Annotated in this window: 23 protein-coding genes and 1 tRNA gene; 23 read left to right on the forward strand and 1 reads right to left on the reverse strand. The window is 51.7% G+C overall.

Annotated elements, in window-relative coordinates; genetic code table 11:
* Positions 1-167: 167 nt before the first annotated feature.
* From DW029_RS04985 to DW029_RS05090, 23 genes are all read left to right on the forward strand, one after another.
* Positions 168-857: an HAD family phosphatase gene (locus tag DW029_RS04985; protein ID WP_118345449.1), complete on the forward strand. Its 690-nt coding sequence runs from the start codon at positions 168-170 to the stop codon at positions 855-857.
* Between the two features lie 9 nt (positions 858-866).
* Positions 867-1508: a thiamine diphosphokinase gene (locus tag DW029_RS04990; protein WP_233543803.1), complete on the forward strand. Its 642-nt coding sequence runs from the start codon at positions 867-869 to the stop codon at positions 1506-1508.
* Between the two features lie 165 nt (positions 1509-1673).
* Positions 1674-1749, forward strand: a tRNA-Ala gene (locus DW029_RS04995).
* 766 nt (positions 1750-2515) lie between these two features.
* The gene (loaP, locus tag DW029_RS05000; RefSeq protein ID WP_233543804.1) at positions 2516-3067 is read left to right on the forward strand and encodes an antiterminator LoaP; all 552 of its coding nucleotides are present in this window, start codon (positions 2516-2518) and stop codon (positions 3065-3067) included.
* A gap of 55 nt (positions 3068-3122) precedes the next feature.
* Positions 3123-3917: a sugar transferase gene (locus DW029_RS05005; RefSeq protein WP_233543805.1), complete on the forward strand. Its 795-nt coding sequence runs from the start codon at positions 3123-3125 to the stop codon at positions 3915-3917.
* Entirely contained in the window at positions 3917-4696 is a 780-nt protein-coding gene (locus tag DW029_RS05010) for a WecB/TagA/CpsF family glycosyltransferase (RefSeq protein WP_118345452.1), read from the forward strand. Before DW029_RS05005 ends, DW029_RS05010 begins: the two co-directional genes overlap by 1 nt.
* Positions 4693-5748 carry a polysaccharide biosynthesis protein gene (locus DW029_RS05015; RefSeq protein WP_118345453.1) on the forward strand — a complete coding sequence of 352 codons (1056 nt, stop codon included), beginning with the start codon at positions 4693-4695 and terminating at the stop codon, positions 5746-5748. The genes DW029_RS05010 and DW029_RS05015 overlap by 4 nt, the downstream gene beginning before the upstream one ends.
* Positions 5748-6965: an NAD-dependent epimerase/dehydratase family protein gene (locus tag DW029_RS05020; RefSeq protein WP_118345454.1), complete on the forward strand. Its 1218-nt coding sequence runs from the start codon at positions 5748-5750 to the stop codon at positions 6963-6965. The genes DW029_RS05015 and DW029_RS05020 overlap by 1 nt, the downstream gene beginning before the upstream one ends.
* A gap of 3 nt (positions 6966-6968) precedes the next feature.
* Entirely contained in the window at positions 6969-8084 is a 1116-nt protein-coding gene (locus tag DW029_RS05025) for a glycosyltransferase (protein WP_118345455.1), read from the forward strand.
* Entirely contained in the window at positions 8084-9340 is a 1257-nt protein-coding gene (locus tag DW029_RS05030; protein ID WP_118345456.1) for an O-antigen ligase, read from the forward strand. Before DW029_RS05025 ends, DW029_RS05030 begins: the two co-directional genes overlap by 1 nt.
* Positions 9341-9361: 21 nt before the next feature.
* Positions 9362-10399, forward strand: coding sequence for a glycosyltransferase family A protein (locus DW029_RS05035; RefSeq protein ID WP_118345457.1), 1038 nt, complete (start codon positions 9362-9364; stop codon positions 10397-10399).
* Between the two features lie 10 nt (positions 10400-10409).
* Positions 10410-11030 carry a DapH/DapD/GlmU-related protein gene (locus DW029_RS05040; protein WP_158572616.1) on the forward strand — a complete coding sequence of 207 codons (621 nt, stop codon included), beginning with the start codon at positions 10410-10412 and terminating at the stop codon, positions 11028-11030.
* A gap of 2 nt (positions 11031-11032) precedes the next feature.
* Complete coding sequence (locus tag DW029_RS05045) at positions 11033-12211, forward strand: hypothetical protein (RefSeq protein ID WP_118345459.1); 1179 nt, start codon at positions 11033-11035, stop codon at positions 12209-12211.
* Entirely contained in the window at positions 12212-13612 is a 1401-nt protein-coding gene (locus tag DW029_RS05050) for an oligosaccharide flippase family protein (protein WP_118345460.1), read from the forward strand.
* Between the two features lie 16 nt (positions 13613-13628).
* A complete protein-coding gene (locus tag DW029_RS11155) occupies positions 13629-15386 on the forward strand; it encodes a hypothetical protein (protein WP_147351876.1) in 1758 nt (585 codons plus the stop codon).
* A 38-nt stretch (positions 15387-15424) separates the two neighbouring features.
* Positions 15425-16504, forward strand: coding sequence for an alanine racemase (locus DW029_RS05060; protein ID WP_118345462.1), 1080 nt, complete (start codon positions 15425-15427; stop codon positions 16502-16504).
* A gap of 19 nt (positions 16505-16523) precedes the next feature.
* A complete protein-coding gene (locus tag DW029_RS05065) occupies positions 16524-17252 on the forward strand; it encodes a cytidylyltransferase domain-containing protein (RefSeq protein ID WP_118345463.1) in 729 nt (242 codons plus the stop codon).
* Between the two features lie 107 nt (positions 17253-17359).
* Positions 17360-18538 carry a non-hydrolyzing UDP-N-acetylglucosamine 2-epimerase gene (gene wecB, locus DW029_RS05070; protein ID WP_118345464.1) on the forward strand — a complete coding sequence of 393 codons (1179 nt, stop codon included), beginning with the start codon at positions 17360-17362 and terminating at the stop codon, positions 18536-18538.
* 489 nt (positions 18539-19027) lie between these two features.
* Positions 19028-19303: a type II toxin-antitoxin system RelB/DinJ family antitoxin gene (locus DW029_RS05075; protein ID WP_118345465.1), complete on the forward strand. Its 276-nt coding sequence runs from the start codon at positions 19028-19030 to the stop codon at positions 19301-19303.
* On the forward strand, positions 19300-19599 hold the full coding sequence (locus DW029_RS05080) for a type II toxin-antitoxin system YafQ family toxin (protein WP_118345466.1): 300 nt from the start codon (positions 19300-19302) through the stop codon (positions 19597-19599). The genes DW029_RS05075 and DW029_RS05080 overlap by 4 nt, the downstream gene beginning before the upstream one ends.
* Positions 19600-19719: 120 nt before the next feature.
* Positions 19720-21153: an AAA family ATPase gene (locus tag DW029_RS05085; RefSeq protein ID WP_233543806.1), complete on the forward strand. Its 1434-nt coding sequence runs from the start codon at positions 19720-19722 to the stop codon at positions 21151-21153.
* A 1-nt stretch (position 21154) separates the two neighbouring features.
* On the forward strand, positions 21155-21493 hold the full coding sequence (locus tag DW029_RS11160; protein WP_147351877.1) for a hypothetical protein: 339 nt from the start codon (positions 21155-21157) through the stop codon (positions 21491-21493).
* Between the two features lie 188 nt (positions 21494-21681).
* Entirely contained in the window at positions 21682-22761 is a 1080-nt protein-coding gene (locus DW029_RS05090; protein ID WP_118345468.1) for a hypothetical protein, read from the forward strand.
* A gap of 245 nt (positions 22762-23006) precedes the next feature.
* Here DW029_RS05090 and DW029_RS05095 read toward each other — a convergent pair whose 3' ends face one another.
* On the reverse strand, positions 23007-23528 hold the full coding sequence (locus DW029_RS05095) for a transposase (protein ID WP_233543807.1): 522 nt from the start codon (positions 23526-23528) through the stop codon (positions 23007-23009).
* Positions 23529-23584 lie beyond the last annotated feature (56 nt).

The following is a 23584-nucleotide window of genomic DNA, read 5'->3' on the forward strand; positions in this document are numbered from 1 at the left end:
ATTTGCGGTGGTGTTTAATCGGCGAGCGCCATGTTTAGACCACTGACAGAATTGCAGTGGTAAAACTCTTGACAGTTTTACCAATTAGGGTTTCAAGATTGTTAGTTTGACGTTTGGTAAAACGTTTTTAGCAGGTTGTTTACCATTTGACATTGAAAGGTATGTTTATGTCCCAGACCGCCGCTCACAAAGTCGCTTTTATTTTCGATTGCGACGGCACACTGGTTAATAGCACCCCCGTTTGGGCCTATGCCCAGCCCGAGTTATTGCATCGCCACGGAGTTGACGTGACGGTCGACGATTTTGCCCAGTTTGAGCATTTGTCGCTCGAGGACGAGTGCCAGGCCTACCACGACACGTGGGGCATTGGTGCAAATGGCGAGGAACTGTATCGCGAGCTGAGCAATATTCTGATTGATGGGTACTCCAAGGTGCCGCCGCGCGACGGCCTGCTTGCATTTTTGGAGCAGGCGATGGAGGCCGGTATTGCCATGTGCGTTGCCACGTCCACGCCGGCCGAGCTGGTTACGTCTGCGCTTGCGGGCGCCGGGCTCGACGCTTACATGGAGTTTGTTACCACTACGGGCGAGGCGGGACGCTCCAAGCAGTTCCCCGACGTATACGAGCTGGCGCTGCACCGCCTGGAGGAGCGCCATGGGCACAAGTTTGAGCGCGCATGGGTGTTTGAGGACGCCGTCTTTGGCCTTAAGAGCTCTGGGGTCGCCGGCTTTAAGCGCGTGGGCATCTATGACCCGCATGGCCGTATGAAGCGCGACGATGTGCGCGCCAACTGCGATATCTTTATCGACAGCTATGAAGACCTGGATCTGGCCCGCGTGCTTGCATTTGAGGGATAGGTGAGAGCTGTGGCTTGCAAGGTATTAGTGGTCTGCGGCTCGCCCGTGGTGGCGAGCGCGGATCTGTTGCGTAAGTTAGCAGGGGAGTGTGACCACGTTGTCGCCGTGGACCGCGGGCTCGACGCGCTGCTGGGCGCCGGTCTGGGCTGCGAAGTATATGTAGGGGACGCCGATACGGTAAGCGAAGCCGGTCGCGCTCTTGTTGATGCCGCTGAGGACTTTGAAGTTGAGCGCCACGACCCGTACAAGGACTATACCGATCTGGCGCTGGCGCTCGACTCCGTCCGCCGTCGCTGGCCGGGTGCCGAAGTGGTTGCGACTTGTGCTACGGGCGGCCGCCCCGACATGGCGCTTTCCGTACTGGGCCTGCTAGCAGGCTACGATGACGCCCCAGTCTGGATTGTCGAGGACAAGGTGGTCGCCCGCATCCTTCGCGCAGGCGAATCGTGGATCATCGAAGACCACGAGGGCAAGACGTTCTCCATCATCGCCCTTGCCCCCGGGACGGTGATAAGCGAACATGGCTTGGAGTGGGAACTAGATCACGCTTCGTTAGGTCTACTGGCCGACACAGCCATCTCTAACGTCGTCAGGAAAACGGCCAAGATCCAAGTCCACACCGGCACCGCCATCGCTTACCTCTACAAGTAAGGTCTATCGCATCAGGGTTTTATCGGGACGGTGGGTTAATTGACTGATTTTACCGAAGTCAAAATCAGTCAATTCAGCCCCGTCCCAGGAAAACCCGTAAGAAAAAGTTTCAACAAAAACCTCTTGCATCCCCGCAAACATTCCCCTATAGTATCTCCTCGTCACGGGGGCGTAGCTCAGCTGGGAGAGCGCTTGACTGGCAGTCAAGAGGTCAGGGGTTCGATTCCCCTCGTCTCCACCATCGTGAATGCAAAGGCCTTCGGAATTGCGAAGGCTTTTTTTATGGCAAAACACCTCGGCACACAAACCGATACCCGCACCGACAAAAAGTTGCACAATTTATTTCCCATGTCTGTACATAGTTTGTTAACCAAACGCGATTATCAGTGTAGATCGCCGTTCCATTTGGGCTTCAGGAACGCCCCTAATCACCGTTAGCATCCCATTAACCTGCATCAACGTGAACAACATCCCAAAACAACCCCCTTAAGCACGTCAAATGAACGATATGTTGTCCAACGCAACCCAAATCCGTTTCACTAACAGCTTGTGCTAGGATACCTAACATACATGAGTTCAACTGTGCTCGTGGCTCCAGCAAGCCATAAAGCGCAGGGTCGATCAGCATCCGGCCGTAACGGCGGTGCCAGAAACACCACGAGCTCCAATAAAGAAGTCATGCGACGTTATTTATTTGCATTGAGTTAATTCAAATTTGCATTTTATAACTTGCGTGTCAATGCGTAGCAGCCCTTCAGCTGTTTGCGTGCGGTCTAGTTTTGTACCCGCTTGACTGGCTCGCACGCAGCCAGCTGGGGATGCGGTCATTTTGCGATACACGTCCGCGTCTCTAGCAACTGCTTATGTACATACCGTTCACGGTGGGGCAGAGCCACGTGCTTGTCTAACTGGGCTCAGGGTTTGAATATGGAGCGCCTTCGCGCACAAGCGCCCTGGCGAAGCCATACCCAAACCCCGTGAGCCATACGTAGGACAGCAAGGGGGTGGTGCTCGTGTGGTATGTGATCCAGGTCATTAACGGTCGCGAAGACGTAATGCGCGAGCGCATCGAGCGTGTGGTGCCGGTTAGCGCCATGCAGGAGCTCTTTTATCCCCAATTTCAAACCGAGATTAAGGTACACGGCGAATGGGTCAAAACGACCAAGCCACTCTTTCCCGGTTATCTCATCTGCGATACGGCAGATCCCCGCACCGTGCAACAGTATCTGCTGCGCATGGACGACTTTGCCCGGGTGCTCTCCCAGGACGGTCAGTTTGTGCCTCTGGCTAAAGAAGAGGTCCAGCTTATTGGAGGCTTTACGCATAGGGGAGACCGCGTTGTGCCCATGAGCGAGTCCCAAAAAAACGGTGATCAGGTCGTAGTGACGGCAGGTCCACTGCTGGGCCACGAAGGCCTTATTAAAACCATCAACAGACGCAAGAGCACTGCTTATTTGGAGCTCGACCTGTGCGGCCGACGCATAACTACCCGCGTTGGCCTTGCGGTGCTTTCAAACGAACAGCGCGTCATGCGCAATCACAGAAAAGCGATTGCCTAGCTGCAAGCTCGCAAGCGGACGACCGAAAGCAAAAAAGTATCGGGGAGAGGGGCTCTTGGATCCTACGATAATGACCATGGAGCAGGGTGCACGGGAGACGTGCGCCGCTGCCATGGCGAATTCCGTCCCTGCCGCAGCGGGTGCTGCCGGGGATTACCTTACAAACGAACAAGCGTACAAGATGCTGCGCGGTGCCAACTCCGGCATTAAGCCGGAGCTCTCGCGCAGGCTGTACCGTACGGTCAAGCGCACGGTGGATATCGTGGCCGCCGGCGGGGCCCTGGCGTTGCTGCTTATTCCGGGTGCCATTTTGAGCGCGGTCATTTGCGCAAAGAGCCCGGGTGCCGGCCCCCTGTACTCACAATGGCGCGTGGGCCGCGTGCGCCGCGACGGCACGTTCACCTTCTTCAAGATGTACAAGTTCCGCAGCATGGTGCCCAACGCGGACCAGATGCTCAAGGAGCTGCAGGCCCAGAATGAGGCGAGCGGCCCGATGTTTAAGATCTTGGACGATCCGCGCATCATCCCCGGCGTGGGGAACTTCATTCGCAAGCACTCCATCGACGAGCTGCCCCAGCTCGTGAACGTCTTCCTGGGCGACATGAGCCTCATCGGCCCGCGCCCGGGGCTGCCCCGCGAGGTGGCCCTCTACGACGAGCGCGCCATGAAACGCCTGGCCGTGAAGCCCGGCTGCGGCGGTCCCTGGCAGGTCATGGGCCGCAGCTATCTGGGCTTCGACGAGATGGTCGCGCTCGACCTCCACTATGTCGAGAACCGGAGCTTGGGACAGGACTTCAAGCTGATCTTCGGGACCATCAGGGCCATGCTCTCCGGGGACGGTGCTGCCTAGTGGACGCCTCGCTCTCCCAGGACCCGCGCCTCGCCCGGGTGGACGTCATCGGCGTTCCCATAACCGCCACGAACATGGCCGACTGCATGGCGCTTATCTCCGAGCGGCTGGACGACATGCGGGGCGGCTATGTCTGCGTCTCGAACGCCCACACCTGTGTGATGGCACACGACGACCCCGCCTACTGGGCCGTGCAGGCCGGCAGCACCATGAGCGTGCCAGACGGCAAGCCTCTCTCGGTGGTGGGCTCCAAGGCGGTCCCCACGATGGGGCGCGTCACGGGCCCCGACCTCATGCGCGAGGTGTTCAGCATCTCGGCCGAGCGCGGGTGGAGCCATTATTTTTACGGCAACAGGCAGGAGAACCTCGACGCCCTGCGCGACGCGCTCGCGCGCGACTGGCCTGGTCTCGAGGTTGCCGGCATGGAGCCCTCGGTCTTCCGACCGCTCTCAGACGAGGAGAAGACGGAGTTCTGCGAGCGCGTGGACGCTTCGGGCGCCGACTTCTGCTGGGTGGCCCTGGGCGCTCCCCGGCAGGAGGTTCTCATGGCAGAGCTGAAGGGCCGCACCCACTCCCTTATGGTGGGTGTGGGCGGGGCCTTTAACATCCTGGCCGGCGTGACGCCCGAGGCCCCGCAGTGGATGCAGGATGCGAGCCTGGAGTGGCTCTACCGCCTGATCCAGGAGCCGGGACGGCTCATCAAGAGATACGCGACGACGAACACGAAGTTCATCTGGTACCAGCTCACAAACGCAAGACGCAAGGAGACACGCGCATGAACGACAGCGCATTCAGCGGCAAGACCCTCATGATCACCGGCGGCACCGGCAGCTTCGGCAACACGGTGCTCAAGCACTTCCTGACGAGCGACATCGGCGAGATCCGCATCTTCTCCCGCGACGAGAAGAAGCAGGACGACATGCGCCACCACCTGCAGGAGCGCTATCCGGAGTACGCCTCCAAGGTGCGCTTCTTCATCGGTGACGTGAGGAACGCCCAGAGCGTTCGCGACGCGATGCACGGTGTGAACTACATCTTCCACGCTGCCGCCCTTAAGCAGGTTCCCTCTTGCGAGTTCTTCCCTATGGAGGCTGTCCGCACTAACGTTATCGGCACGGATAACGTGCTGCATGCCGCCATTGCTGAGGGTGTTGAGAAGGTCGTGTGCCTTTCAACTGATAAGGCTGCCTACCCCATCAATGCCATGGGCAAGTCCAAGGCTATGATGGAATCCATTATCTACGCCAACGCACGCAACGGCGCTGGCCGCACGACCATTTGCTGCACGCGCTACGGAAACGTCATGTGCTCCCGTGGTTCCGTCATCCCACTGTTCATCGACCGCATTCGCAAGGGCGAGCCACTGACGGTCACCGATCCCAACATGACCCGCTTCCTCATGAACCTCGACGAGGCTGTCGACCTTGTACAGTTTGCATTTGAGAACGCGAACCCCGGCGATCTCTTCGTGCAGAAGGCTCCCGCTTCCACCATTGGTGATCTTGCCGAGGCTGTTCAGGAGGTCTTCGGTCACGTGGGCACTAAGGTCATCGGCACCCGCCATGGCGAGAAGCTCTACGAGACGCTCATGACTTGCGAGGAGCGCCTGCGTGCCGAGGACATGGGCAACTACTATCGCGTCGCCTGCGACTCGCGCGACCTCAACTACGATAGTTTCTTCGTCGAGGGCGATGTGAAGACCCAGGCTGACGAGGCCTATACCTCTCACAATACCGAGCGTCTTGATATCGCCGGTACCGTCACCAAGATCAAGACCGCCGAGTACGTGCAGCTGGCCCTCGAGGGCCGCGAGCACGAGGCGGTGCAGTAATGCGCGTTCTGGTTACTGGTGCCAAGGGCTTCGTCGGTCGTAACCTTTGCGAGGCCCTCAAGGCGATTCGCGATGGAAAGGACCGCCGAGAGCGTTTCCATCCCCTTCTTCCTCTTGAGGTCATGGAGTGCGATATTGAGACCACGGCGGAGGATCTGGATGGGATGTGCGCGAAGGCGGACTTCGTATTCAACCTTGCAGGCGTGAATAGGCCTCAGGACCCCGCCGAGTTCATGGCGGGCAACTTTGGCTTCGCAAGCGACCTCCTCGCCGCCCTGGAGGGTCATGGCAATACGTGTCCCGTAATGCTATCCAGCTCTGCGCAAGCGAGCCTTGTTGGCCGCTATGCCGGATCTGCGTACGGTAAGTCTAAACTGGCAGGGGAGGGCCTCTTCCACGAGTATTCCGAGCGCACGGGTGCTTCGGTGTTGATTTATCGCTTTCCCAATCTGTACGGCAAGTGGTGCCGACCGCGCTACAACTCCGCTGTCGCGACGTTTTGCGACGCCATCGCAAACGGTCGCCCCTACACCGTGAACGACCGCAATGTCGAACTGGAGCTCCTTTACATCGATGACCTCGTGGACGAGATGCTCGGCGCCCTGCTGGGGCGGGAGCACCGCTGCGGCTATGAGGGCTTGGAGCGCGTCGACGGCGACGGGTTCTGCTACGTCCCGGAGACAGACGTGAAGTCCCTGGGCGAGATCGTCTACCTGCTGGGCTGCTTCCGCGACAGCCGCGAGACACTCTCGGTGCCCGACCTCGCGGACGGCTCTTTCTCCAAGAAGCTCTGGAGCACGTTTGAAAGCTATTATGCCGAGGGTTCCCGCGCGTATCCGCTGAAGGCCAACCGCGATGACCGTGGTTCCTTCACCGAGTTCCTGCGCACCCCTGAGCGCGGTCAGGTTTCCGTCAATGTTTCCAAGCCTGGTATCACCAAGGGCAACCACTGGCACCACTCCAAGTGGGAGCGGTTCCTGGTGGTATCTGGTGAGGCGTCGATTCGCCTGCGCCGCATCGGCCTCGATACCGATGGCAAGCCATTCCCCGTGGATGAATATCGTGTGAGCGGTGAGAATCCGATGGTCGTCGAGATGGCGCCCGGGACGACGCATTGTATAGAGAACCTTTCTGATACCAAGGATCTTGTAACCGTCATGTGGGCCAATGAGCCTTTTGATCCTCAGAACCCTGATACCTACTTCGAAGAAGTGTAGAAGATGCGATACGTTCAAATAAACAGCTTCTACAACGGATCGACTGGAACCATTATGCGCAATCTGCATCATGATTTACAGGAGAAAGGGGTAGACTCGTTTATTTTTTGGGGGCGTAGACACGAGACGATTAATAATCATGAGCAGTGCATTGCATCGCGCGCAGGCGTATACGCTCATGGCGGTTTAGCCAGGTTTACTGATCGTGCCGGTTTTTATTCGCATGGAGACACGCGACGTTTTTTGGCAAAGCTGGATGAAATCAGACCTGACGTTGTGCATTTGCATAACATTCATGGCTACTACATTAATGTGGCGGAGTTATTTGAATGGCTTGCTACTCAAAATTGTAAGGTCATTTGGACGTTGCACGATTGTTGGGCGATTACGGGACATTGTCCACACTTCCAGTATGTAGGTTGCGAGCGCTGGAAGACCGGGTGTCACGACTGTCCTCAGTTGGGCGGTTACCCCACGGCGTACTTTATGGATCAATCTGAAAGAAACTGGAAAGATAAGCGCAGACTTTTTACGATGCTGTCCGCCGAGCGCATGCTACTCGTCAGTCCGTCGCAATGGTTGGCCGATCTCGTTGGTGAAAGCTATTTGTCAAAGTACGACATTATGGTTCAACCAAATAAGATTGACGAGGGCGTGTTTCATCCCGTTGCCTCGGATGTCAGAGAGCGTTATGGCATCGGGTCGCGTTGCATCATTCTTGGCGTTGCGAGTCCATGGGGTGAGAGAAAGGGGTTGAACGCTTTCATTCAGCTTGCGAAGTATCTAGATGATAGGTTTGCCGTTGTCATTATTGGGTTAAGCAGGCAGCAGATTAAAGTTTTTGATGAGGTTGAAGGGGATGCGCGAGTGATTGCGCTCGAACGTACAGAATCCCGTGAGGAGCTCGTACGTTGGTACTCTGCCGCAGATTTCTTCTTTAATCCAACTATGGAAGACAATTACCCCACTGTTAATCTTGAGGCGGAAGCGTGCGGTACGCCTGTTGTTACTTTCGATACGGGAGGTTGTAGGGAAACAGTCAGTCTCCCGTCCTCCTGCGTTGTTGATTCGAGCGAATGGACACCGCGCTGGTTTATTAATCGTTTGGAGGGTGCGTGATGTCCATGTCGGGGGTCGTTGCACGAAGGGCAAGGCGTGATTATAGGAGGGCCATATATACGAATAGGGCTTTGCTCTTTTTGTGCATCGCTTTTGCCCTGAGTAGCTCCTTTTCCAGGATTGGATTATTTGACCTTGCGAATAAAGCCATTATTGCTTTTATGTGTCTTGCTATATTGGTTTTTTTCAATCAGAGAGCTCAGCCGAAGTATAGCTATTTGATACTGGCTGTAACTGGTGCGCTGCATGCGATATCTCTCGCGTTCCCCTTATCTGCAAAAGATGGAATCGCAACTTATTTTACATTTGCGTTCTGGGTGCTCTTCTGGCTGTACTTGGCTCAAAACATCGAAATGTTTGTCAGGGCGGCATTCGATGCTCGCGATATTCTTCAATCTGCACTGAAGGTATGGACGTGCGTCACTGCATTTTCATTTCTATTGCCGTTCTGCTATAAGTATGGTTGGGGTGGAGGTAGGTACTTTACCTCTTTTACTACTGATTCGTTTGAAATCGCCCCGGTCGCTATGTTTATGCTGGCGTTAGATATCCTTCTTTTTTCTTTCGATAAGAACAAAGTTAAGGCCTTGGCGTTTTCTGCTGTTCCTCTGGCATGCGTGTTCGCTGCGGGCACTCGAACTTATCTAATCGTTGTAATGCTGGAGTTTATCCTTCTGCTTCATATGATTATCGAGAAACCGATCGCTTTTTTGGTTGTTTTGACGGGCGTTCTGCTTGCATGTTTTTATATCGCCTCAGTTACAAGTATTGGTCAGAAATTTGAATCGGCCATGTTCGAGACGACAGATGTAAATGTGTTTCTAGAAGTGTTTACAAATGGAAGAAGCGGGTTCTGGCAAGTTGATTTCAAGGCATTTTTATCGAGCGATTGGTTTACAAAGCTGTTCGGCCACGGCTTCAGCTACGTATATGAGTTGAACCTCAATGCCATCGGCATGCGCCTTTATGCCCATAATGACTTTCTTAACGTGCTTTTGAACTTCGGGATCATAGGGCTATTGGTTTACTTGGCGTCATTCTTCCCAATTATGAGCTGTATGAAGAGGATTGGCGGGGTCAGCTGGGGCTTGTGCGGCCTCTTTTTCGTCATGTGGCTCTTCAATGCTTTTTTTAACATGATATATGTGTATGCAGTTGCAGTTATTGCGATGGGCGTATTGGCTGCTGCCATGATTGCTGCGGGTAAGGAATCTAGTTGGCTTCCCGAAAGTGAAAGCGGCCCAAGTATTGACTAGCCTAAAGCGGAATTGATTGATATGAAGTTTTCTGTACTAGTTCCTGTTTATAACGTAAAGCCGTATCTTGCGGATTGTCTGGATTCAATTTTGAATCAGGGCTATGAAGACATGGAGCTAATCGTCGTTAACGATGGCTCTACTGATGGTTCGGAAGAAATCTGCAGAGAGTATGAGAAGCGCTTTCCCGGACGGTTGAGGCTGATTGAACAGCGAAACCGCGGCCTGTTGCTTGCTCGTCGAGCGGCGATTGACGTTGCCCAAGGTGACTATTTGATATTTGTAGACAGTGATGACGCATTAAGAGCGGATGCATTGCATGTTATCGAGCGGCTTCTTTCAAGAACTGATGTGGATGTATTGCTGTTCCAGGCCTCACGATCGCCTCTATTTGATGTTCCATATTTCAATCATGAGGGGTTATATGAGGACATGGTCGATGGGGTATTTGTTCCGAATGAGACTATGCGTAAACAGCTTGCGTTGACCCATAACGTGAATTCTATGTGGGCAAAAGCCGTTCGTCGCGACTGCATTGGCCAAGGGTCAGATTACGAGGAATATGAAGGTCTTCAATATGGAGAAGACCTATTGCAGATGTGCCCTATTTTTAATAAGGCAAGGAGCTTTGCAATTTCAAGTGAGATCTTATATTACTACCGCGATAACGGAGCGAGTATAAGTCATCATGTGAGTTTTTCGAGGCTGGAGGATGTCAGCAGGGCACGCTCCTGTCTTGCTTCCTATGTGAAGAAGTGGAACTCAGCATTGCTTCCATTTGTTTATGCCAATGATTGCGTGGAGCTATTTACATATTGCCTGTTATGCACGAATCGGTTGCCGCGCCTAGATGCCGTGCAGGAAATAGGCCGCGCTATAGAATATGACCATTTCATCCATTCTTTTGCTAATGCAAATTTAGCTTTAATTCCATTTTGGAAACGCATTGGTATTAATTGGATTGCCCGGGGCCATATAGAAAGGTTCATTTCTCTGTATTCTCTGGTATTTCATGTTCTATTCCGCGCAATGCCAAAGAAGGCGTCTCGTTACTTATAGGAGAGACATCATGTTGAAGAAATTAGCAACAATAGTCGTTAAGCCGCTGCTGGTGGCCCTAAACAAGGTTAGCTGCAAAACATATAAGAAGGTTTATCCGAAGTATTTGAAGTGGTGCGGCGTAGATATTGAACGCGATTACTTGCGCGGCGGCTTTGATCCATGGATTAGTCCCTCTGCATATTTTGATCCTGGGTATCCAGGGTTAATTAAATTAGGAAGAGGTACGACAGTCTCATTTGAAGCTTGCTTTTTGGCTCATGATTATAGTCTTGATAAGGGGCTCTATGCGCGAACGGGAGAGCATGGTCTGATTGTGGGTGAAATCGAGGTCGGGAGGAACTGCTTCATTGGGGCTCGCGCCATGCTGCTTCCCGGCACAAGGCTGGGTGATGGGTGCATTGTTGGTGCGAATGCTGTAGTCAAGGGAAGCTATGAAGCTGGCTCGGTTCTTGCTGGTAACCCGGCTCGTTTGCTTGGGACTGTTGAAGCAATGGTCGATAGACATATGGCCAAGGGTGACGTATCTTTCTGGCGGGGATCGAACTGCGATTACCTCGATCTCGTACTTGCAGAGCCGAAGCCATTTGTGGCTGCAAGTCGGAATGATGATGGCTGCAAGGAGATCTAATAGTGTTTGACAGCAATATTTTTGTAAAGAGTCATATGCTCTCCCTACGTCACTATGCGAACAATTCCCGTGTTTTGACGATTACCAAGAAGGCGTCGGAAATTGATTCGCTTCGAGATTTTGACTCGTTTCGCTCGCTTGTTGTCCAGTTGAAAGAGCATGAGCTAAATGAAGGTGGAACATTTGGCACGAATCGGCTGGCATCGGAGTCTTTGTTCTATGGGCACCTAAAAGCTCTGGTTGAGTATGCAGGGCTTGACTATAGTGATCGATATCGCTTGATATTCCCCAATATAGAACACGGAATAGGTTGGTTGCAGCGCGTTCCGAATAATGTGAATCAACCCTTCGTTCATTGTGCGATAGCGCAAGGAGGATATCGCAAAAAGACCATATGCAGTCTACGAAGGGGCATGCCGTTATATACGGTGGGGCCTTATATTCACTACGCCGCTCAATACTATTCTGATTCTGCTATTGAGGAGATCAAAGCTCGCCTCGGTAGAACTCTGCTGGTCTTTCCTGCTCACACTTATGAGCTGTCAGATGTTACGTATGGTAAAGAACGCTTTGTAGATACAGTTATGCAAAAATGGGCCTGTTCGTTTGATAGCGTGTTGGTCAGTGCTTATTGGCATGATGCGGATGATGAAGTCTTTTCGCTCTTTGACAAGGCCGGTGCGCGGGTTGTTAGCTCCGGATTGCGCGAGGACCCTTTATTCATTTCACGCTTGAAAACGCTAATCACATTAAGCGACGCGGTTGCGGGTAACGCGCTTGGCACGCATATAGGATATTGTGACTATCTTAATAAGCCGTTTTATATGATTGATGGTGACGCTGCAGTAATTGCTGACACCGGCAACGCGTTCAAGAGCGAAGAGGAGAGGCAGCTGGATGAAGTGCTTCGAATCGCCTCTGATATATATAAAGCTGGTGGCGATGGCGCTCGTCGACTCGAGTTTTACCGCAGGTATTGGGGCGGATCGGATGCAATTAAAACCCCTGAAGAAATACGCTGCATGATCGGTATTTCCGAAGATGTTCTTCGATTGTCTCATGGTGCGGTCGCAGAATTTGTTCAAGTTACGGGTGCGTTGCTCGAAGAGGCGAGCCGTGAAGAATCCCATGAAGGCATCATGCGTTACCGCCTGCTGTCTCAGGCAATGGAGCGTGATTAAGTGGGAATTCAAACTAAGGTCAATACAAGCCTTTCGGGCCGCGCGGTGTTGTATACAGTGGGGCAGCTAGCGTTAAACTTTTTAAGCGTGATATCTGCGCCAATTTTCGTGCGCTTGATGACAACTTCCGAATACGGTATGGCTGCTGTTTATTTTACTTGGGTCTCGATCTTGTCTAACATAGTCGGCCTTCGCGCGGATTCATCAATACAAAATGGGTGGTCTGAATTTGGTGAAAAGAACTTAAATTCCTATGTCTCATCGATTTGCGCCCTGTCTTGCTGCTTCTTTTTCGTCATATTGATTTTTGTTTTTGCGTTGGGGGCACCGTTGGCCCGCCTGCTTGATATGAGTTACGGCGTCCTTCTTTTATGTGTCGTGACTTCCTTTTTTATCGCATGCTCCAATGTTCGCATGGCATATTGCACGGTTACCTGCAACGCTACTGCAAATATGCTTATCTCTCTCGTGTTATCCGTGTCTCAGATAGCGATGTCGATTATTTTGTTGGTGTTTGTAATCAACGACGGTTATCTTGCACGTATAGCGGGTTATTCGATACCAACAATTCTGATAGGCCTAGCTTTCCTGGGGTGGTTTTACCGTAATGGAAAGACTATATATGATAGGTCATATTGGCGTTTTTGCCTTGCCCTGTCGTTGCCGTTGATATTGAACGGAATCGCGTACCTACTCATTAATCAGAGCGACCGATTGATGCTTAACGCTATCGTTGGACCGGATTGTGCCGGAATATATTCCTTTGCATATAGCTGTGCATTGCCCGCAAGTGTTGTATGCAGCGCCATGAATTCTGCCTGGACACCTGAGTACTTCAAATTGATGAAGGACGGTGATTTCGGGACGCTTTCTTTGCGTTCATCCCGCTACATGAATAACATGACTTTAGTGTCGGCTGCGATTATGTTGGTTTCACCAGAGATATTGAAGCTACTTGGAACATCTAGTTATTACGAAGGCATCGCAATGTTGCCACTAATTGTTATGGCATATTATTTTCAATACTTGTATACCTGGCCAGTAAATTGTGAGTTTTATTACAAGCAGACACGTTGGATGACTATTGCGACAATTGGCGCAACTTTAGTCAACGTTGCGCTTAATCTTGTTTTAATACCGCGTTTTACCCTGATCGGCGCATCTCTGGCCTCGTTGATTGCTTTCATATTTCTAATGGCTTTCCATCATGTTATTGCTAGGAAGAAGACCGAGGGATATTGCTGGTCTCTGAGCTGGTATGTGAAGCGTGTTTTGCCCATGTTTGCCGTGTTGGCAATTACCTATGTATTTATCGACCTCATGGTTTCTCGCTGGCTATTGGCCCTTTCGTTCGGTGCCGTCTTGCTTGTGCTTATGAAAAAAAACAAATCACTGTTCTAATTTGAAGGGATTAGAAATGTTTTCTATCGTGTATAGGAAAACCGAAAACGGATTTCAGCTTGCAGCCGATGTGGAGCCCAGATCTATTCCTTCAGATTTGGTCATTTCTGATGATGGGGCATCTTTTTATGTCGGCTGTTCAGTGGATGCATCACCCGAGATGCTATTTAACTCGGGGTGGGAACACAATCCTTCAATATTGAACGACTATTGTTCGGCGTTATATATCGTTTCTTATGACGAGAACGGGTGTCGATTTGCGACGGATGTTTCTGGCCGTGAATTACTTTTTTACTACTTTGATGGGCAAAAGTTCATTCTGTCAGATAGTTTTTGGGGCGTAGTAAAGGAAATCAAGCCAGCTTTTTGCGACCTCGATCGTCATGTTGTTGCGGAGATGATAGCGTCTGGCGGCGGCGTGCCGTGTGATAACAGCACGCCGGTAAAAAACGTTTTCTGGGCTCCGGTCAATATGTTTGGCTCCTTCGATGCTCATAGCGGCACCTTTAATAAGCGCATTTATGCAGACGCCAAACGGTCTTGTGAGGTCACTTCGCTCGACGATGCAGTTGAATCGCTGGATACCTGCATGACAAATATGGCGAATTATCTTGTGTCCAGGCATGATGGCGAAAGATTTGGCCTTGGTTTGTCTGGCGGCTTGGATTCCCGCACTGCCTTGCATTATCTTGCTGCGGCGGGGATAGAGCCCGCTTCATTTAACATATGTGTATCTCGTCCTCATAAAGTTTTACTAGCTTCAAGTGTGCTGAACTCACGTTCCCTAGCAAAAGCTGCAAATGCAAATTACTGTGAAGTGGAATGGAGGCCTGAAAGCATACGCTCCAAGATGGATGCAATGTTGGAGCACCATCCTTTGGGTACCTGCGGGCATTATACGAATGCATATAAATATGAAACGTTAGGACTGCCTGAATTTGATGTCCTTATAACCGCTGGTCAGGCAATTGGTCCAAATTTAGTTGGAGGTTCTGTTTCAAAGGGTGCGGCCTCCTTATCAATGGATGCTGTATTTAACTATCTAACCACATTATGTTTAGGCGGCGCTCGTCCGTATGCCTTTACTGAAGGGCTTTTAAGGGGCAAGCTTAATTCCATGGGGGCTCATTCCTATGGATTCGGAGATGGGCCTGGTTATGATACTTGGCATTCAATCGTTGATGAGGAGCTGCTGGACTTCATTCATGGTGAAGTCAGAAAATTCATTGATTCACGCTATGAGCGCGGATTCACCGGTCCAGATATCATTATGGACTACAGAAACTCTGTGTATGGAGCCATTGGCCGCGACGGTGCATACGAAAGTTTATTTGGCACGAAGAAGAGCTACACCATTTACACTCCTTTCCTAATAAAGGAGGGCTTGCGTTGGGATATTCCTATCGTTGAGGATCGATTGGTGCTAAAGGAGCTCATTAAGCGCAAGATACCTGAGTTTGCGCATGTTGGAGAGGAAACTTACGGCGGCATTGGGTCTGGCAATTCACGTTTCTCTTCTGCAGTTGAAAAGCTAATGTTCTTGCTTCGTGGAAGCGGCATTATGGCGGATGAATGGTATGCGAGGCACAAGGCAATACGGTCTGCCTTTGTTGAAGATATGACGTCCAAGGGTACATGGTTCTATCGATTGTTCCCCCTGACTGAAGAGTATGAAAAAGTCTGGTCAATGAGCCCGTCGAGAATGAACTGCATTTGGGAGCTCAAGCGCTTAATTGACTGCATCGAGTTCGGACGTTATCGAGAATTCAATTGAGTTGGATAGGCGGGGTATAGCGTTGTTCAAGGGGGCTTATGTATCCTAGGCTTATTGTCGACCTGGATAAGGTCTTTTGCAATGTGAAGCAGGTAGTTGATCTTTGCGGGACTTTTGGAATCAGCGTTTGTGGTGTAACTAAAGCCGTCTGTGGCGACCCGCGTATTGTTCAGGCCTTTGTTGATGGTGGCGTAGCATCGTTGGGGGATAGCCGACTTGATCATATCTTGCGCTACAAGCATCTTAAGCTGCCTAAGGTTTTGATTCGCGCTCCCCAAATCCAGGATGCTGCTAGGGTTGTTGAAAACGTTGACGTTTCTGTCAATACTGAAATTGAAGCTATGAAGGCGCTTGAAGACGCCTGCTCACGCCTCGGTGTACGACGTCATGGAGTTATGCTGATGGTTGATTTGGGCGATCTCCGTGAGGGGATTATTGAACGTCGGGAATTTGAAGAAGCCGTTAGATTCATTGAAAGCTCTAAGCATCTGTTTCTTTATGGGGTTGGAGCAAATTTAAACTGCCTCTCGTTTATATTGCCGGATGAGAGAAAGATGGATGATCTTCTCTCTTTTGTTAGGCTTGCGGGCGAGTCGGTTAGTGTCGCGGATTTGGTTGTAAGCGGCGGCAATAGCAGCAATATAAATCTGATGCGTTCTGGTTCCATGCCTAGCGGTGTTAATTCTCTCAGATTGGGGGAGTCGCTGCTTTTTGGTAGGGAAAGGGCCGGATATGACTATTTGCCGGGTACGCATAATGATGCATTTGTTCTTCAAGCCGTAATTGTTGAGCTGAAGGAGAAGCCTAGCGTTCCTTGGGGCACTTCTGGAGTAGATTCATACGGACAAGTGCATTCTTATGAGGATCGCGGCGCCAGAAGAAGGGCTCTTCTGGCGTTTGGCCATCAAGATATAGATACAGGCGTGCTGTGGCCCATCAATGAGTCTTTGAGGATTATCGATAGTAGCAGCGACTATACGGTTGTTGATGTTACCGACTCGGGGGAGCGCTATAGGGTGGGAGATGTTATTGAGTTCAGGTGCGGCTACCATGCGGTGGCACGTGCTTTTGCAAGTCCATATATTGATGTGATTTTCGCTAATAGTTTTTGCTTGTAAATGGTCTGAAGGGAATTAGATGTATCAAGATAAGCGGATTCTAGCTGTTATTCCCGCTAGGGGAGGATCAAAGGGGATACCGGGCAAGAATATTAAAACATTGTGTGGGCACCCTCTTATTGCCTATACCATTTCGGCGGCGAGGAAGAGCGTCTACATTGATGATGTCGTTGTGTCAACCGATAGCGATGACATTGCTGAGGTTGCGATGCGATATGGCGCAGAGGTGCCTTTTCTCAGACCGGCTGAGCTTTCTGGTGACACGGCAAAGAGCATCGACGCGTTAGTTCACGCGCGCGATACACTTGCTGATGCTGGGCGGCACTACGACTCAATAGTCTTTATGCAGCCAACCAGCCCTTTACGCCACTCTTCGGAAGTGGACGAAGCGATTGAAGTTTTTTATTCGCATGGCGCTCTTGGATTAGCGTCGGTTGTTGAGGTAACGGAGAGCCCCCTGCTTACGCGTAGTATTGGTGAGGGCGGGGTGCTTCATCCGGTAATTCCCACTGGTAGTACGGTGCGCCGTCAGGATATGCCTAAGTTCTATCATGTTAATGGAGCGATTTATATAAATAGTTCGATTCAACTTACGCCGCAGACCAGTCTGAATGACAATCCAATTGCCTTTATCATGGAAAAGGACAGGTCGCTAGACATTGATTGTCTTGAGGACTTTATGCGCGCCGAACAGATTCTATCTAGTCTGGATGAGCCTGAGCCTATTGAATGCCCGTGGGCTTGTTGAGGGATTTAACTCTGCGCCGTGAAGAAGCAGTGCGTACAAAGCGCCCGGCAACTACCTTTGGCGCGCTAAGTCCGAGTTTTTATTGACTTGATTGGAAGAGTGGGACTATGGCTGATATGAAGCATTTATCCTTTGCCCGTGATGGACGCTTACGCTTGCTGATCATCGTTGGCACGCGCCCGGAGGTTATTCGTCTTTCCGAGGTTATCAAGAAATGCCGTAGGCATTTTGATTGTCTTCTCGCCCATACGGGCCAGAATTATGATTACACGCTTAACGGCATTTTTTTCCGTGACCTTGAGCTTGATGATCCGGATGTTTATCTAGATGCCGTCGGTGATGGTCTCGGCGAGACCATGGGAAACATCATCGCGCGCTCTTATGACCTGATGAAAGAGATTGAGCCGGAGGCCTTACTTCTCCTCGGCGATACGAACTCTTGCCTCTCTGCAATTGCCGCGAAGCGCCTTCATATTCCAATCTTCCATATGGAGGCTGGCAATCGCTGTAAAGACGAATGTCTACCCGAGGAAACCAATCGCCGTATTGTGGACGTTATCTCGGATGTCAACCTTGCTTATTCCGAGCATGCTCGTCGCTATCTGAAGGACACCGGTCTGCCTCCCGAGCGCACGTACGTGACCGGTTCCCCAATGGCTGAGGTCTTGCGCGCCAACCTCGATAAGATCGAGGCTTCTGATATTCATGCTCGACTCGGCCTTGAGCCCAAGAAGTACATGCTGCTTTCGGCGCACCGCGAGGAGAATATCGATACGCCTGAGAACTTCGAGAGTCTGTTTGGCGCTATCAACAAGCTCGCCGAGATTTACCAGATGCCGATTCTCTATAGCTGTCATCCGCGCAGCCGTAAGCGTCTTGAGGAGACGGGTTTTGAGCTTCATCCGCTCGTTCGCATGCACGAGCCTATGGGCTTCCATGATTACAACTGTCTTCAGTCCAATGCGTTTTGCGTGGTGTCTGACTCGGGCACGTTGCCTGAGGAGAGTTCATTCTTTGCTTCTGTTGGTAAGCCGTTCCCGGCCGTGTGTATCCGCACGTCTACGGAGCGTCCCGAGGCGCTTGATAAGGCGTGCTTTACGCTTGCCGGCATCGATGAGCGAGGCCTGGTCAATGCCGTTCGCACCGCGGTTGCTCTCGATGAGGAGGGCTCTCTCCCGCAGGCTCCCGTGCCCGATTATGCGGATGAGAATGTCTCTACCAAGGTTGTTAAGATCATTCAGTCCTATACGGGCATTGTCGACAAGATGGTCTGGCGCAAGCGCTAGTTTATCTGTTGTAAATACGTAATGGGTGTATATGGCGGTCCGCAATCTTTATGGCGGCCCGCCATTTCTCTATTTGCTACTTTCGCGTCAATTGTAATTCTGATTGGGAAGTAGCTTTTTCAGATGGTTTTACGTGAGATAAATCGGATTTCTTCATTGAGACATCCAAGTTGCTTCCCTCGGCATTTGCCCCTTTCTTTGCATGCCCCCTTCTTTGTATACCTGCCTTAAGGTGGTAGTGTCGCGAATGTTGGTGTAGAGCTCGGTTCTCGAGGGTAGTCGCAGGCTGCCCAAGGAACCGAGAATCACCTAGAGCTTAACCTCAGACATAAACAACAGTACCTAAGCGAGAGTATTGGCTGGCGCCAATACCCTCGCTCTCTTTAAGTAAAGGTTTCGTCCAAAGAATGATTAGCTTGTAATTACATAACTTACTAATGTATGTGCGTTATACTTAGGTTGTACTACCCAGAGTGAGAGGACTAAATAATGGCAAGCTCAACTTTAACCATCAGGGTTGACGACGACCTCAAACGCGAGGCCGCAGAAGTGGCTGACTACTACGGACTCGATCTGTCATCCGTGACGCGCGCCTTCTTCAAGCAAATGGTCAACACTCACCGCATCCCGCTGACTTTTGCCCCCGAGGAACCCAATGCCGAAAGCCTTGAGGCCATTCGCGAAGGGGACGCATTCCTGGCGTCTGGCAAAAAAGGACGTTTTAACAATGGCGCCGATCTCATTGCTGCGGCGATGGCCCAATGAGCACGCTTACCGCAGAGTTCTCTGCAGCCTTCTCACGAGATTTAAAGAAAAAAGCAAAGCGCCGGAATTGGAATCTGGCAGAGCTTCAAAAACTGATTGATCTAGTGTTGCAGAACACACCCGATTCAATAGAGATATTGAAACGACGTCACAATATGCACCGGCTAAGCGGCAACTGGGCCGGACGAAACGAATGTCATGTAGCAAACTCCGGCGACTGGCTTGTGATATGGTCATCGAATGAAGAAGTGGCATTCTTTGAGCGCACGGGCAGTCATGATGAATTGTTTCGATAAACGCCAACGTCCCAAAGCACCAGCTTCAAGATAGACGCAAGATCCGTTCTCATAGCCAGACATTGCGGCCACCCGAATGCAGTCGGCAAATTTATGAGGAAGAAGGTTGGCAAGGCCAAGATGGACGACTACCAATTTGAAATTAATACCATTTCATTTAAAAATGGCGAAAAATACTCACCTCGTAAAATCAATATTGTTATTGGAGCAAATAATTCAGGAAAGAGCCAATTTCTAAAAGAAATACGCTCGGCAATTCTTGGGAATACCGATGGGCCCAACGGGCCGTATGAACACGATGCTAACAACGTAGTTACAGATTCAATAGATCTAACGTTGCCAAAGAATGTAGAGGATCTTGATGACTCTTATGGGCTCACCGATCATGTTGTACGAGGAATGAACGGATGGCGCGTTAGGGATTTTTGTAATATCGGTACTCAACTAACACCTAACGGAGGGTATGCGTATCAATCGCTTCCTTGTTCTTTTTCTTTGCAAGATGACTGGCATACTTGCTTGAACCATTTGCTTCAGCCCAGTGAAACTGATTATCCACTTGAAGAGAAAGAGCGGCAAAGGCAGATACTACAATTCCTAGGTCCAATGTTTGTTGATTATACGGGGACCGAAGACCGCCTACTTCTCTCGATTGGTGAACCGGCGCGTGGAGTTAGGGACGATTCCTACAACACGTTATCAGCCGCACTTGACGTTGATGAAACGTGCAGCAGCATTTCAGAAACGGTCAAACGATTATTCCATAAGGATATTGCCTTAGACAATACGACAAGCCGTCAAGTCGTTATTCCGGTCGTGTCTGAGGACTTTTCAAGCTATCGGAATAGTCATGACTCGCCGGAAAAGCTGACCTATATGGAGAATGCAACTCAGCTACGAAACGAAGGTGACGGCTTTCGGAGCTATGTAACCATTCTGTTGACTGTTATGGGCGCCTCTAAGCCAATACTGCTTGTGGACGAGCCTGAGGCTTTTCTGCACCCAACCTATGCCATGGAGCTCGGCAAACAATTGGGAACTATGCTTGCCAAATCTAACGCACTGCACAACGCTTTTATTTCAACTCATAGTTCATATTTCTTGCAGGGAATTCTCGACTCTGCCGCTTCTGAGCTCTCGTTAATTAGGCTAAAACGCAATGGAGACGAGAGCTCGTTTAACATTGTCGATAAAGGAGAGATAGAGGCACTAAAGAATAGAAGCGACTATTCACCGCAATACATAGATGCATTGTTCTCCAAGAACGCAATTCTTGTTGAAGCGCCTCGGGACGCGATCATCTATTCTGCAATCTGTGACAAAATCTCCGAAATCGACAATCCTATATTTGTTTCAACAAATGGGAAGGACGCATTCAAAGGCGTTAAAGAGTTTTATACTGCATCAGGGCTTCCCTGTAGGTGCATCTGCGACTTCGACATCATCAATGATCACGCCAAATTTAAAAACTTAATGAAAGCTTTCTCGGTCGACCAAGATGTTCGCCAAAGAGCTCTTGACGCCGCCGACGATCTAAAGAAAAACCTATTATAATTTGGCGAATCAGAAGACATCCAATAAAAAAGAAATCGCCTCTTTAATCAAAGAACGTTACAAAAAAGATGTGTTTATCGATATCCCTGATAGCTTGTGTCAAGACTGCCGTAATTCACTTCATGATCTGCTTCGATTTGGCATTTATGTTCTTACAACCGGAGAACTAGAATCGTTATTCGAAGCTTGCGGAATTGAACACGCCCATGATTCAGATGAATGGCTCAAAAATTCCCTGTCGTTTATAAGACAAAATGACATTTGCGATCTGAAGAGCGATGCGAACATCAGCGAACTGATTTCTTTTTTGGTTAATTTCACTGACAGTTCAACCTCGTAGCGTATATCTGACTCGACGAGTCCGTCCCTTCCTTTCACCGATTGGCAAAACGATTTACACCTAATTTTGGGAACCTATCACAGGCTTTGTTGCTTGCTCGTTGTTCGATCTCGCTAGACTAATAGCTGCTGCTACCAGGCAATTTGCCGGCACAGTTTCCATTGGCTCTTGCGAAGATCGGAGCGGTTATGTTTGCTGCCGCGTTCCACACTAGCCGTCACTACATCCTGATTACTGCCATGGCCTGCCTATGCGTTTTGCTGGGCGGGCCTTCTTATGCCGCGGGTGCGGACAGCCTGTTCATTGCGGGCGCCACGTACTGCGAGCCGGGTGTATCGGGTCCCGGTTGGGCTTGGACCGAAGCCGACCATCTGGAGCTTACCGGCTATTCGGGTGAGGCCATCGGCGCCGACGGCGACCTGGTGGTGACGCTTGTGGGGCAAAACTCCGTGGTCGAGACACATGCGCCTGATGCGGACATTTCCATGAGCGGCATGGAGGTGTGGGGAAACCTTACGCTTTGCGGCTCGGGCTCGCTTACGGCGACGGGCTCGCAATGCGGGATCCACGTGTCCCAGGCGCTGGTGGTGGACGGCTGCACGGTCGATGCCAGGGCCGACGGGACCAACGTTGACAGCCAGACGGTGGCAGGCATCCTTGTGGGCGGCCTGACCGTGCGCGGCGGCGGGCGCGTTGTTGCCTCGGGCGCGGGGGCCGCAGCTGGCTTGGGCCGTTATGGAGTGTGTTTGCTCGATGAGGGGTTTGGTGCTGAAGTTGCGAGCAAGACGCTTGCCGTGGATGCGTCCTGGCTGGAAGCGACCGGTATAGATGCAGGCGTTGCCTGCGATCGCGGATCGCTCGTGGCTGCGCACTTTGTGAAGCCCGCAGGCGGAGCCTTTGGTGCTGCCGGCGTGGTTGATGCTGATGGGGCCGTGGCACTGCACGTGGTGATCGAGCCCGAGGGCGCTGCTGGCCCGGCGGGGGAGACCGTTACACCCGGCGGCGAGCTGCCGGGGGATGGAACGGGCGAGCCTACTGGTGGCGCCGACCCCGCTGCGGGGCAACCCGGTGCGGGTTCGGCGACGGATCCTGCGGTGAAACCCGTGGCTACGTCGCCCAAGACAACGGTCACCAAGACGACCAAGCCCAAATCCACTATGGCAACAACACCGGCGCTCCCCAAGACCGGCGACAGCTACTGGATAGCTGCCTCCTTAACGCTATTCCTGCTGGGGACAGTGCTTCTGAGCGCCGTATATCGCTGCTGATGTGGTACGACGCACCTGGCTGCGATACAAAAGCTCTGTGGGAGCTTTAAGGGCAACGCTTTCGGCAAGGGAGCGTTGCTTTTTCATGCATGCATTGTCTAACGTGCAGCCATATGCATTTCCGCAACAAGGTTTATGTTTCGGCGCTGGCCCCCTGACGTTCGGTAGTGTCGCGAAAGTTGGTGTAGCGTCCGATCCGAAGCGAGTCGGCCCGGCGTCCAGGAACCTGGAATACGGTTGATATCCTATGCCGCCTCGATCCTGTCCGCAAGCTCGAGGCCGGATTCGATCATCTTCCTGGCCTCAGCCTCCAGCCGCGACCAGTCGACCGTCCCGTCGAGCCCGCGCGTGCGGCCCTCGTCGTAGAGCTCCCTCATCTTCGCCTCCGAGAAGTACCTGGATTCCTGCCATGTCTCGTCCTGCTCGCACATGACCGCGCCTGCCAGCCGCACCAGCGACGCCGTCGAGGGGAACGCCTGCACCACCCTCGACCTGCGCTTTATCTCGCGGTTCGTCCGCTCCTGGACGTTGTTGGTGCGCAGGCGCTTCCAGTGCGACGGCGGGAAGTCGAGGTATGCCAGGGCGTCCGGCTCGGCCTCCTCGAGGATCGCCGCCGCCCTCGGGCAGCACCCCTCCAGCATGTCGCACGCCACGTGGTACATGGCGGTCACGGCGGCGGCGTCGCGCCCGCGGAACACCTGCGAGACGATCCTACCCACGCGGCGCCTGAGCTGCCAGGAGCCCGCCTCGCGCATGCAGTCGCGCATGAGGTGACCTGTATCGTCTTTTCGGACACGCGTTCAAGAGGAACCTATTTTCCCCT

Source organism: Collinsella sp. AF38-3AC, assembly GCF_003474365.1.
GTDB lineage: Bacteria > Actinomycetota > Coriobacteriia > Coriobacteriales > Coriobacteriaceae > Collinsella.